We start from the raw sequence: 12,377 nt of genomic DNA, 5'->3' as shown, positions 1-12,377 counted from the left end.
TGCCTTGATAAACTAGCAAGAAGCTAGCAAACGGATAAAGCAACAAACCTATTGACTAAAGTTTGACCGCCGCCCCCGTTTTCATGGACTCCAGAGCGGCCTCAGCAAGCACGAGAGCAAACTCACCATCTTTACCGCTGCAAAGCGGTGATGCTTCACCCGCTAGAATCTCAACAAAGTGATCCCATTCATTGATGTATGCTTGTTCGTAACGCTCTAAAAAGAAATGTTGCGGTTTCGCGCTCACACAACCACTATCCCCCCAGTGCTGCACGAGGTCCTCTTTTATATTACCCGCTTGCAGTAGGCCTTTTTCGCCATGCAGCTCAATTCGCTGATCATAGCCATAGCCAGAACGACGACTGTTTGAAATAGTGGCAATCGCGCCGGATGGAAAGTTCATGACAATTACAGCAGTATCAATATCTCCGGCTTCACCAATGGCTTGGTCAACCATACAACTACCGTGTGCCGTAATTGAAATTGGATCCTCTCCAAGAATAAAGCGCGCCATATCAAGATCGTGGATGCTCATGTCGCGAAACATACCACCAGAAGCTTTAGCGTAATGTGCCGGTGGTGGCGAAGGATCACGAGACGTTATCAGCAACGATTCTGCCTTACCGATCACACCAGCTCCTAGCTGAGTTTTTAGTTTGCGAAACTGAGGGTCAAAACGGCGATTGAAGCCAACAAGCATTGGCACCGGATATTGTTCAATCACGCCCAGGCAATCACGAACACGGCTCAATGCTAAATCGATAGGTTTTTCACATAAAATCGTCTTACCATTCTTTGCAGCTAACTCAATGAAATCAGCGTGAGTATCGGTTGCAGAACCAATACATACCCCATAAACATTAGGATCTGCCATAGCCTCTTCAATTGTTTGAATCTTTGCGTTGTACTGCCTTGCAAGTTGACTCGCTCCCTCCACATATGGATCGACAATAGAATATAAGGTTGTTCTCGGATGATTATTAATATTAACCGCGTGAACATTGCCAATGCGTCCCGCACCAAATAAAGCGATGTTAAACATATTTTCCCTCATGACGTAGAGTTACTGCCTAAATGAATAAACAGCGGTAGCTAAATACAGTCACGTATTCGTGACCCTCTTATTTCCAATTTAGATTCCATTTATTGTTACCTGAATTAGTCACTCCCGAACACGAAAATTACTAACCAAAGCAACAAAATGAAAAAATATTATCATTAAATTTACATGACTATAAACCGCAAATCTACGTATTAAAGACCAAAAAGTAGCCAAACTTAAATTAACCCAGTTAACATCACAGATAGAACACGTAACAATGGAAAATATTTATCACAAGAGAAACAATAGTGTTGACGCGATCATCTACGCCAACAACACAAGCTTTTAGGCAACTGACAAAGGATTACTTTATGCGCTATGCACTACACGGGATGTGTTCACTACACAATAATATTGTCAGCGATATACGTTTGGCCAAAGAAACAGGCTATGACGGGTTAGAAATTCATACAGAAAAATTGTGGCGATACATCAATGCTGGTTTAACAAGCCAAGCCCTAAAAACAAGGTTGAATGACGCCAACATTACGCCTTCTGCGATCGATATTATCGGTAGTGTGGAGAGTACGACCAAAGAAGCCCAAAACCAGTTGTTTAAAGACACAGAGATTCTGTGTCAGTTTGCCAAAGACATTGGTGCACCAACCATTCAATTAAACGCTTTTGAGGCGCTGACGGGCCTATCAGTTGAAGATAACATTCGCATTACTGCTCAAAACATCCGCAATATAACCGATATTGGAAAAGAGCATGGAATCCGCTTCCAATACGAAGGTGCTGCATGGACCCCCATTGCTACCTTAGAGCAATATTATCAATTACACGATGCCGTCAACCGAGATAACTTTGGTTTTGTGCTCGATACTTGGCACTTCTGGGCATGTCGCGGAGCAACACCAGAAGACATGGCAAAGATCGATAAATCGCTCATCTACAATGTTCACCTTTCCGATGGACACCGTCCTGAAGTTGGTGCGCCTTGGGTCGATGAAAAAGAACTTAGAGACTGCTTACTAGGCCAAGGAGACATTCCATTACAAGAGTGGACGTCAGCTATTCAAAGTACGGGGTATGATGGGTTCTATTCAGGAGAGTTTCTCAATGATCAACTTTGGGAAAGTGATCATTACGAGACCGCCACCAGCATGCTTTCAGGAATGAAGCGTTTGTTTTCATAACCAGAACACTCCAACAACCCTGAGCCAAAAAAAAGCTACCAATACGGTAGCTTTTTCTATGCTCGGCAGTTACTTACTTTAGGTTTTTCGCAAGCATTAAAAAAGCCGATAACTATCGGCTTTTTAGTGTTATTTAGAACATTCTGAATGTATACGCTACTTAATCTCACGACACATCAAACTCACGGCTAATGTTTGAGCTAGGTACATCGAAGAACTCAACGAGCGAAAACCCATAACTTCCCCTTCTTCCACTTCAAAACACACGTCCATCTTACTGCCATGCGCCATCATCTGGTTATCTGCGATCGCGATGATAGGAACACCTCGGTCATGAGCACACTCTATGACATTACTGGTTTCCATTGCATAAGGGGCAAAAGTCACAGTAAGCAATACGTCTTTATCGTTCATATTACGGATCATAGGGGTCAGCATCCCTCCATGGTCATCAAGTAAGACAACATTGTTATCTGACTTCATGAGAGCATACCAAAGGTAAAAGGCAACCGGATAAGCTCGGCGCATCCCTTGTATATATATCGTTTCGGCTTGATCCATCAAGCTCACGGCTCTTTCAAGCTTCTGTGGTGAAACTGATACTTGTAATTTTTCTATCGCTTCAACGTTAGCGACACCGTAATCATTAAAAATAGCAGTTGGCGATTCTGGTTGATATGTTTCTTGGTCTCTTGCTTTGCGCACTCGGTCTTTATAATCCCGAGGTCTATTTAGATATTGGTCTCTAAACAGAGCCTGCATTTGGCTAAACCCACTAAAGCCCATCGCATTTGAAAATCGACTTAATGTCGACAATGGTACATTAGCTTGTTCCGCAATGGTCGCCATAGTCTCAACGGCAACTAGCATAGGCTGGGCTAACACATAGTCCGCGACTTGCTGTAAGCGTTGACTCAAGTTGTCATAGCGTTTGACGATTAACTCTTTCAGAGAGTCTAAATCACTAGGCACATGTACAATCTCGTTAGTTTCAACTTCCATACCTAACTTCTTTCCCGTTAAATATTGGTTTATAAATCAATAATACCCCAAGCTTTAACACTTGGGGTATTAATTCTAAGATAAAAGTTCGAAGTTTCGAATAGCTTCATCTTTTACGTACGGCATTGCTTTTTGCATGAAGTAAATTCTATCAAACTTCTCTGGTTCATCATTCATATAGCCACGTAGGTTGTTACCTAAGGCCTGACGTAAGCAGGTGCCAATATTGAACTTAGAGACACGACTTTGCTTGAGTCTCGCCATATCCTCGTCTCGAATGCCACTGGCTCCATGTATCACCAATGGTATCGTCACTTCGGCAGCAATACGGTCAAGTAAGCCAAAATCAATCGTGCATGTTGGTTCGGTTAGACGGTGGACATTCCCGACAGAAATCGCAACACAATCAGCACCACTTTCGCGAGCAAATCTTGCTGCATCAGCTGGGCTGGTATCAATCGTTTTAATATGGTCACGACCTTCATCGTACGGCACAGAGCCAATCTCACCTTCGACTGAAGCACCCAATGCATGAGCGACATCAGCGACTTTACGAGTTCGAGCTATGTTCTCTTCTAGACTAAGCTGAGAACCATCGAACATTACCGAACTAAAGCCCGCTTTTAATGCTCGATATACAATGTCTTCTTCATAGGTGTGATCGAGGTGCAGACAAACTGGCACTGTACTTTTAGTCGCTAGACCTAAAAACATCGCCGCGGCCGTTTCGACCCCATAAAAATCAACGACATCTTTGTTACACGCTAAGATAACCGCTTTGTTCACTTCTTCCGCAGCCTCTACAACGGCGCGAGCATCTTCAAAGCCAAAGACATTAAAACAGGGAACTGAATAATTTGACGCCGCAGCATCAGGTAATAAATCGTTTAAATTAACCAACATAACGTTTCCCTCTTTTACTTAAACTTGGCGATCATATCCTTGATGCCAGGAATGGTTTCAACCTGATACTCATGATGAGGGTCAAAGTGCTGAATCAAAGACTTAGACGTTTTCCCTACAATGATAGTGAAGTAATACATTTCATAGCCCGGCGCAGCAACACTTGGGTGGTAACCTTTATCAATCGCAATTACTGAACCAGTGCGAACGTGATAAACAGGGCCAAAATCGTCTTCATGCTCGTATAAAAACTGGGCGCCGAAACCAAAGTCAGGATTGAAACGGAATTGATACACCTCTTCGTACAATGTCTCTTTGCTGCCATCTTCTTTGATGCGGTCTTCATCATGTTTATGCGGAGGAAAACCAGACCAACCGCCCGCACCAACCGTAAATAGCTCGCTGACAAGTAAACGACCACGTTTGTCTGCGTTACTTTGCCCAAGCACATGTTTGATTTTACGATGTGTTTTTGTATCATCTGAGCCGTATTGAACCATTTCAACTTCATCAGCACGAACGCAGAACGGTTCTAATGATGCATCAAATTTACCACCAGCAATCATTACATCTGCGCTTTCACTTACACAATCAATGGTCGCTGTATAGCCAAGCGGTACATAAACAGATTCTGGTTCACCGTCCCATACCGTGCGACGCTGACCTATATTGTCAAAGACTTGAGGCTCATCGACACCGTTACTCACTGTGATACAACACGTTCCACCAGCAAGTACAACTACAGACTCATACCCTTCAACAGTGTGAGTATGTTGCTCACTTTGGCTCAAGTGAACCTGGTTGAAATAACAAAGTGGTGTAACTTCATCGTTAACATCAACGATTGGCTGGTTTTGATTATTAAATGGGGGTATATGCTTACCCATAATCCTTTCTCCTCGTTCGTCGAGTCGTCGTTGCAACTCAACATAGTTCTTATTATTTAATTCAAAACGAATAAAAATGTCGGACCGAGATGGTTCGTAATCCAAAGCGTATTAATGACTGAACGTATTAATGACTGAGCAAATTACCGATCCGACTGACTCATTCCTTGATTTGCAAAGAAGGTTCAAGTCAAAAGCGTTACGCTCGACTCTCAATGAAATCGAGTAGTTCTTCTTTCGTTGGCATTGCTTCAGTACAGCTTTCACCACTCACATTGATTGCCGCTGCAGCGGATCCATGACGAACACCATCCTCTAGTTCACCATCATTGATAAGCGTCCAGATAAGACCGCCAGCAAACGAATCGCCAGAACCAAATGGCTTGTTCACTCTGACTCGGAAAATACCTTGTTCAAACTTATAGCCATCTTTGCAATACACTTTAGAACCAAGCTCTCCAGCCTTAATCACAACCACTTGAGTGTTTTCACGTAGAAATCGTTCTGCCGTTTGGTCATCATCTTGATTGCCAGGTGCCAGAACCGTCTCCATCATGTCGAACTCTTCACGATTGCCGATAACAATGTCAGATAGCCCCGCAGCGATTCCGTAATAAATGGACGCATCGACATCTGTGCGCCAAGAATATGGACGGTAATCCACATCAAGAATCACGATAGTGCCCGCTCTACGAGCATGTTCCATTGCAATGAGCGTAGCTTCACGGCTTGGGCTCTCTGAAAGTGCAGTACCCGTTACAACCAAAGTCTTGGAACTCGCGATGTAATCTGCGCTCACCTGTTCTGGTTTTATGGTTAAGTCTGATGCGTTGTTTCTATAAATCAGAACGGTACAGTCGCTTGGCTTCATCTCGGTAAATGCAACAGAAGTTCGAGAACCTGTGTCATCAGTCATCATTCCGTCAAGGTTGATACCCTGCTCTTGCATGTAACCTTTTACGTAGTCACCGAACGCGTCATTTGCCACGCAACCAATAAAGCCGGTTCTACCACCCAAACGACTAACTGCTACTGCGATATTTGCGGCAGAACCGCCAACGAATTTGTTAAAGCCCGAAATATCAGCCATGTCCGTATTGAATTCGCGAGCATAGAGATCAACGCCAGCTCGGCCTAATACGATGGCATCCAGCTTGCGATCTTTTGGAAGTGCAATCTTTGTCATAGTCAGTTCCTATCTGCTGTATTCAACCCAAGCAGCGTTTTGGTCCGCAGACTCCACGCACTTCTCACATAAACGAACACCTTCGATGCCCGCATCAATACCAGGGAACCAAATATCAGATAACGCTTGCTGGTCGTCACGGTCTGCCGCGTCAAACGCAAGCGCGAAACGATGATAAAGGTTTGCCCAAGACTCGAAGTAGCCTTCCGCATGACCACCACCCACGCGATTCACAGCAACGCCAGGCGCATCTTGGTGCAAGTAGCCCATACCACGCTCAAGAATACGCGATGGCTCACCTTGCACTTCTAAGCGCAGTTGGTTTGGTTGCTCATCCCACCATTCAATTGATGCTTTAGAGCCTACGATTCTGATTTTTTGTTGGTGCATAGAGCCAGCATTCACCGCAGAAGCCCAAAGTGTGCCTACTGCGCCACCTTTGAATTCCATCATTACGTGTGCATTATCTTCTAACGGTGTACGTGACTTAATAAAGCTCTGACGCATACACGCTAAACGATCGACTTCAAGGCCAGTCATCACTTCACATAAGTAAAATGCGTGCGTACCGATATCACCCAGCACATACGTTGGACCTGAAACTTCAGGGCTCACGCGCCATTTCAAGCCTGGATCGTTAAGTTCGTACTCTTCGTTATGAAAACCATGAGCAAACTGCATATTGATAACGCGGATGTCACCTAAGTCACCACGCTTTACCATTTCACGAGCTTGCTGAACCATAGGGAAACCGCTGTAGCCATACATCACGCCAATCACTCGATTGTTTTGCTCAGCGATAACTTTTAACTCTTCCGCTTCTTCTGATGTAAATGTGATAGGTTTTTCACAAACAACATGCAGGTTTGCTTCGAGTGCCGCCTTACAGATTTCATAGTGTGTAGAATTTGGCGTCGCAATAGACACGGCTTGAATACCATCTTCACGCTGTGCTTCTGCTGCAAACATCTCTTTGTAGTTCGCATAACAACGATCAGGGTCTAATCCCAAGTTGGCTCCAAAATCTCTGCAGCGCTCAGCATCTAAATCAAAAGCGCCAGCAACAAGCTTAAAAAGCCCATCTCGTTGTGCTGCGTTACGGTGTGAGTAACCAATCTGACTACCACGTCCACCACCGATCATTGCCCAGCGTAGAGGTTGTTCAAAACGACGTTCTTCATTAAACATAATCTTGCTCCGTTACCTGATACATCAACTGATTGAGTGATGTATCAGTGGTTAAAGTTATTGTGATTTTAATTTTGAATATTCTTGATTAAACACCGCGACGCTGAGCCGCACGGCCCTCTTCCCAATCAGCGACTTTTTTGGCGGTCTCTTCGTTACGTGTAACCTCAGGAAGTCCTACTTCCCACCAGCAATCACATTTCGACCATGCCGCCGGAGATACTGGGTCAATGTCCACCACGATAACGTAGGTACGGTCAGCTTCTTTCGCTCTTGCGAATGCAGCATCAAAGTCGGTAATTGAGGTCAATTTCTCGCTGATTGCACCTTGTGCTTCTGCATGTTTTGCAAAATCAACACGGGCTAACTCTCCGTCAGGGCGACGACAATCTTCTAGGAGGTTATTAAATGATTCGTTACCTGTATTATTCTGAAGCTTGTTGATAACAGCGAAGCCGCCATTGTCACAAACGACAACGATCATTTTGTGTCCAGTCAAAACAGACGAGTAGATATCTGAATTTTGAATGAGGTACGAACCATCACCAACAAGAACCACAACATCACTGTCTGGGTTGGCAATTTTCGCCCCCCAGCCACCCGCGATCTCATAACCCATGCACGAATAGCCAAAGTCGATATCAAATTTACCAATTTGGTAATTTTGCCAGTTCATAGACAGTTCAGCAGGCAATCCGCCGGCGGCAGTCAAGACTGTATCTCCCTCTTCCATACTACGGTTCAGCTTGCCAATCACTTCAGCATAAGAAGAAGTACCTTCAAGCAATTCACCGGCTTGTGGGTGAGTACGACGTTGGACTAACGCCTTCCACTCATCAGCTTCTACTTTCGCTTTTGAAGACCACTCATCACCTGATCGCCAGTCAGCCAAAAGACCAGATAGTTTCGTCATACTGGTTTTCGCATCACCAATAACTGGATGAGAGCGGTGCTTAATCGCATCAAATTTGGCCACGTTAATACTAATTAGCTGCATTTCTGGATTTTTAAATACGCTCCAAGATCCCGTAGTGAAATCTTGTAAACGTGTACCAATCGCAAGTACGACATCAGCTTCATTAGCCATATGGTTAGCAGAGTTAGAGCCCGTAACGCCGATAGGCCCAGCGTTGAGTGGATTGTCTTGCAGCATGGTTGCTCGACCAGCAATAGTTTCTACAACAGGGATGTTGTGCTTAGCTGCGAACGCGGCTAGTTCATCAGTTGCAAGCGAGTAATGCACGCCACCACCTGAAATAATCAAAGGCTTCTTCGCTTTAATTAAGATCTCTTTCGCTTCCTCTAGTACGACCATTTCCGGCTCAGGGCGACGGATACGATGACATTTCTCTTCAAAAAATATCTCAGGGAAGTCGTAAGCAATGCCTTGAACATCTTGCGGTAATCCAAGAAAAACTGGCCCGCATGTCGCAGGGTCAAGCATAGTATCTAGAGCTTGTGGAAGCGTATGCATCAATTGAGCAGGCGACAACACGCGATCCCAGTAACGAGTCAATGGTTTGAATGCGTCGTTAGAGGTCACCGATGGATCTTCAAAATTTTCTGGCTGTTGCAATACAGGATCTGGAAGACGGCTTACATAAGCATCGCCAGAGATAAGTAATAGTGGCAGACGGTTAGTATGTGCAATACCGGCTGCAGTGACCATATTGGTGGCACCAGGACCAATTGAGCTGGTCGCAATACCTATACGTTGACGCTTATTCGCTTTTGCATAAGCGATTGCAGCCGTAGCCATTGATTGCTCGTTTTGACCACGCCACGTTGGGATTTTTTCTTCGATGTTTTTCAGCTGTTGGCCAAAACATGTCACATTGCCGTGACCAAAAATGGCGAAAGCGGCACCAAATAATTGCTCTTCTTTCCCATCGACTACAATTTTCTGCGCTGCAAGATATTTAGCTAAGGCTTCAGCAACGGTTAGGCGTACAGTTTTCATCTTCTTCCTCGATCTTTCTTATACGTAATTGGCGCGTTACCTTGCCAATTACGTATTGTCCATGTGTCGACTCTAGCTTATTGTTGGGATTGCCCTTCAATAAGCCATTTTTAATTACAAGCCGTATTTGTTTGCGTAACCCGTAATGTTCTCGTAAGCCGTTTTTGCAAACGTAAGCGGATGTGCTTTCGCTGGATCTTGTTCCGCTTCTACCAATAGCCAACCTTCGTAATTACGCGCTTTAAGTGCGGCAAACACATCGTCGTAATTCACATCACCCGTACCTGGAACCGTGAATACTCCATCAAGCACGGCGTTTAAGAATGATTTGTCAGCATCACGAGCTGCGTTCATCACTTCAATACGAAGGTCTTTAAAATGCATATGACCGATACGGTGGCCCCAACGTTCAATAACATTCACAGGGTTACCACCCCCATAAGTGATGTGGCCCGTATCTAGTGTCAGATAAACTGAATCACCGGTCGCTTCCATCAAACGATTGATATCTTCTTCCGTTTCAACAATCGTTCCCACGTGATGATGGAAAGAAAGCTTGATGTCATGCTTGTTCAACAGGTAATCAGCAACAGTTGTTAATTTTTCAGCGTAAGTTTTCCACTCTTCTTCAGTCAAAATCACACGAGATGACAACGGCTTGCTGATGTCGCCATGCACAGTATTACTGACCTCACCATAAACCATCGCCTTACAACCAGCGGCTTTAAGCAACAAAATATGACCTTGCATTTCCGCAATTTCTTCTTCTGCAGTTAATGTCATCAAATTGCCGCTGAACCAACCAGATGCCAATACTAGGTTGTGATTTTTCAACAATGGAATAAGAGTTTCTGGATCTCTCGGGTATTTAGTGCCTAGCTCGGTACCAGTAAAGCCAGACTCAGACATTTCACTCAAACACGTCTCCAACGGGATCTCACCACCCAGTTCTGGCATGTCATCATTTGTCCAAGTTAAAGGGCTAATTCCGTATTGAACTTTGCTCATGGTCGTACTCCAAAATTTTTATATTTAATTGTACTTAGGCCAGTAAAATTTCAATTAGATCGGTTCATTGCATCTGATCGATATTTTGGCCAAACAGGTTTGCTTCACTGAGATTCAATATAATCCAAACCAAACCAAATGAAAAATATTTTTCATTTTGACCGATTTGTTTTTTATTTTTTAAATAATATGAAAAAAGCGAGTGTTTACGGGGGGTTCAAGAAAAGAATGGCACAGATCACAATTAATTTAAATCATTTAAAAACAACAACTTAATAAAAATAAGCCATTTGAAAAATATTTTCCACACCTTGATCAGGTTAACATTATTGACCAAAGAGACACTAATTTAATAGCCGTAGTCATTCTGAGCTATTATGATTCTCAACGTCGCTAAAATGAAAAATATTTATCAAATCTATTTATTATTATTACTAAATTCATTGGCGAGTTATTAATTCGATACTCTAACCCTACATTCATTGGGTATCGAATCATCGCCCAGCACGACCTTATTTGATGGTTAAGAGAGTGTTTGGACAATACAAAGGAGTATGTAATGTCACCTAATAATGGGACACAGTCTCACAAACATAATATCGCTTACATAGTTAGAATTTGTTGTATCGCAGCACTTGGGGGAATCTTACTCGGTTATGATACCGCGGTAATATCAGGGGCAATTGGCCCAATAAGAGAGCATTTTGGTTTAACGCCCGCTCAAACAGGCTGGGCAGTATCCAGTGTAGTCTTGGGAAGTATTATCGGTGCTGTTTCTGCAGGAACCGTTGCCCTAAAATATGGTCGTCGAAGTGCACTATTCCTATCTGCTGTGTTGTTTATCATATCCGCCATCGGTTCCGCTATCGCACCTACATTTACCATCTATGTGTTACTCAGAATCGTCGGTGGTGTGGCAGTTGGTATCGCTTGTGTAGTTTCCCCAATGTACATGTCAGAGGTTGCCCCAAAAGATTTTCGCGGTCGAGCAGTCAGTATGTTTCAACAATCCGCTGTTATAGGTCAAACTGGTGTGTTCTACGTTAACTACCTAATAGCGAAAGGGATGTCTGAAGCCTGGTTGGTTGATGTTGGATGGCGTTGGATGCTCGCTTCTGAAGTATTGCCAGCGACACTGTTCGGTTGCCTATTAATCATGATTCCTGAATCCCCACGCTGGTTAGTACTCAAGGGGCAAATAGGTAAAGCAAAAGAGACACTCTCGCGAATTTCCAACCCAGAACATGCAGACAGAGTGATCCTAGAGATACAAAAATCTTTAGTTCCAGTGAACGCATCTAAAAACAGCAAAATCAGCTTACGTTCCCCTCTTCTTTTTTCAATCCTTGTCATTGGTACATTTGTCGCGGCGGCACAGCAACTTACTGGTATCAACGTCATCATGTATTACACCCCAGAAATCTTAAAACCTATAGCTGGTGGTACTGAAAACGCGTTGTTCCAAACGACATTTGTAGGAGTGGTATTCATTCTTGGTAACGGGTTAGGTATGTACTTAATCGACAAAGTTGGTCGCCTGCCGCTCATGAAATACGGAACTCTGGGCTGTGCACTTGGGATGACTATTGTTGGATATGTGCTCTATACCGGAACGGAAGGTTATGCAGCATTGTTTGCGCTGTGTTTGTATGTTGTCGCTTACGCTACATCTTGGGGTTGTGCATGTTGGACGATGATCTCAGAAATCTTCCCTAACAGCATTCGTTCAAGAGCAATGGCTATCGCTGTGGGTGCACAATGGTTTACTGGATTTATTGTGACTCAAAGCTTCCCTATGCTTAACGAAAATCCATATCTAAAAGAAAACTTCAACGGCGCTTTCGCTTTTTGGGTGTTCGCCGCGTTGTCCCTCATCTGTATGGTTGTCGTTGTTAAGTATGTCCCTGAGACCAAAGGGGTTGCCCTCGAAGACATGGAAAAAGTCATGGCTAAAAAACTCGGGAAACAAGCTCCAAACAGAAAAACGGAAGCTGCTGCCTAA

10 protein-coding genes are annotated in these 12,377 nt (G+C 43.9%); 2 read left to right on the top strand and 8 right to left on the bottom strand.

The features are described from left to right. Positions 1–55: 55 nt before the first annotated feature. Entirely contained in the window at positions 56–1,042 is a 987-nt protein-coding gene (gene iolG / locus QWZ07_RS07345; RefSeq protein WP_192852966.1) for an inositol 2-dehydrogenase, read from the bottom strand. A gap of 371 nt (positions 1,043–1,413) precedes the next feature. On the opposite strand from iolG, the gene QWZ07_RS07340 reads away from it, so the two are divergent. Beyond that, the gene (locus QWZ07_RS07340) at positions 1,414–2,241 is read left to right on the top strand and encodes a sugar phosphate isomerase/epimerase family protein (protein ID WP_192852965.1); all 828 of its coding nucleotides are present in this window, start codon (positions 1,414–1,416) and stop codon (positions 2,239–2,241) included. A gap of 156 nt (positions 2,242–2,397) precedes the next feature. On the opposite strand, the gene QWZ07_RS07335 is transcribed toward QWZ07_RS07340, so the two are convergent. The 7 genes from QWZ07_RS07335 to iolE all read right to left on the bottom strand — a co-directional run bounded on the left by QWZ07_RS07335 (position 2,398) and on the right by iolE (position 10,375). Then, a complete protein-coding gene (locus QWZ07_RS07335) occupies positions 2,398–3,243 on the bottom strand; it encodes a MurR/RpiR family transcriptional regulator (protein ID WP_017111576.1) in 846 nt (281 codons plus the stop codon). Between the two features lie 75 nt (positions 3,244–3,318). Continuing rightward, entirely contained in the window at positions 3,319–4,146 is an 828-nt protein-coding gene (locus QWZ07_RS07330; protein WP_017111575.1) for a class II fructose-bisphosphate aldolase, read from the bottom strand. A 14-nt stretch (positions 4,147–4,160) separates the two neighbouring features. Beyond that, positions 4,161–5,033 carry a 5-deoxy-glucuronate isomerase gene (locus tag QWZ07_RS07325; RefSeq protein WP_192852964.1) on the bottom strand — a complete coding sequence of 291 codons (873 nt, stop codon included), beginning with the start codon at positions 5,031–5,033 and terminating at the stop codon, positions 4,161–4,163. Between the two features lie 199 nt (positions 5,034–5,232). After that, positions 5,233–6,219: a 5-dehydro-2-deoxygluconokinase gene (gene iolC, locus QWZ07_RS07320; protein WP_102282115.1), complete on the bottom strand. Its 987-nt coding sequence runs from the start codon at positions 6,217–6,219 to the stop codon at positions 5,233–5,235. Positions 6,220–6,228: 9 nt separating this feature from the next. Beyond that, complete coding sequence (locus QWZ07_RS07315; protein WP_192852963.1) at positions 6,229–7,407, bottom strand: Gfo/Idh/MocA family protein; 1,179 nt, start codon at positions 7,405–7,407, stop codon at positions 6,229–6,231. Between the two features lie 88 nt (positions 7,408–7,495). Then, positions 7,496–9,367, bottom strand: a complete 1,872-nt coding sequence (gene iolD, locus QWZ07_RS07310) for a 3D-(3,5/4)-trihydroxycyclohexane-1,2-dione acylhydrolase (decyclizing) (RefSeq protein WP_102486033.1) — start codon at positions 9,365–9,367, stop codon at positions 7,496–7,498. A 114-nt stretch (positions 9,368–9,481) separates the two neighbouring features. Beyond that, positions 9,482–10,375: a myo-inosose-2 dehydratase gene (iolE, locus tag QWZ07_RS07305; RefSeq protein ID WP_017111570.1), complete on the bottom strand. Its 894-nt coding sequence runs from the start codon at positions 10,373–10,375 to the stop codon at positions 9,482–9,484. Between the two features lie 559 nt (positions 10,376–10,934). On the opposite strand from iolE, the gene QWZ07_RS07300 reads away from it, so the two are divergent. After that, positions 10,935–12,377: a sugar porter family MFS transporter gene (locus QWZ07_RS07300; RefSeq protein ID WP_102282118.1), complete on the top strand. Its 1,443-nt coding sequence runs from the start codon at positions 10,935–10,937 to the stop codon at positions 12,375–12,377.

Origin of the sequence: Vibrio lentus, assembly GCF_030409755.1 — a bacterium.
GTDB lineage: Bacteria > Pseudomonadota > Gammaproteobacteria > Enterobacterales > Vibrionaceae > Vibrio > Vibrio lentus.
Note: the sequence above shows the minus strand (reverse complement) of the source record. Positions and strands in the feature narration are given on the sequence as shown.

Excerpts from the sequence above, each read along its gene's own strand:
- iolG (WP_192852966.1), bottom strand. The coding sequence starts at position 1,042 with ATGTTTAACATCGCTTTATTTGGTGCGGGACGCATTGGCAATGTTCAC.
- QWZ07_RS07340 (WP_192852965.1), top strand. The coding sequence starts at position 1,414 with ATGCGCTATGCACTACACGGGATGTGTTCACTACACAATAATATTGTC.
- QWZ07_RS07335 (WP_017111576.1), bottom strand. The coding sequence starts at position 3,243 with ATGGAAGTTGAAACTAACGAGATTGTACATGTGCCTAGTGATTTAGAC.
- QWZ07_RS07330 (WP_017111575.1), bottom strand. The coding sequence starts at position 4,146 with ATGTTGGTTAATTTAAACGATTTATTACCTGATGCTGCGGCGTCAAAT.
- QWZ07_RS07325 (WP_192852964.1), bottom strand. The coding sequence starts at position 5,033 with ATGGGTAAGCATATACCCCCATTTAATAATCAAAACCAGCCAATCGTT.
- iolC (WP_102282115.1), bottom strand. The coding sequence starts at position 6,219 with ATGACAAAGATTGCACTTCCAAAAGATCGCAAGCTGGATGCCATCGTA.
- QWZ07_RS07315 (WP_192852963.1), bottom strand. The coding sequence starts at position 7,407 with ATGTTTAATGAAGAACGTCGTTTTGAACAACCTCTACGCTGGGCAATG.
- iolD (WP_102486033.1), bottom strand. The coding sequence starts at position 9,367 with ATGAAAACTGTACGCCTAACCGTTGCTGAAGCCTTAGCTAAATATCTT.
- iolE (WP_017111570.1), bottom strand. The coding sequence starts at position 10,375 with ATGAGCAAAGTTCAATACGGAATTAGCCCTTTAACTTGGACAAATGAT.
- QWZ07_RS07300 (WP_102282118.1), top strand. The coding sequence starts at position 10,935 with ATGTCACCTAATAATGGGACACAGTCTCACAAACATAATATCGCTTAC.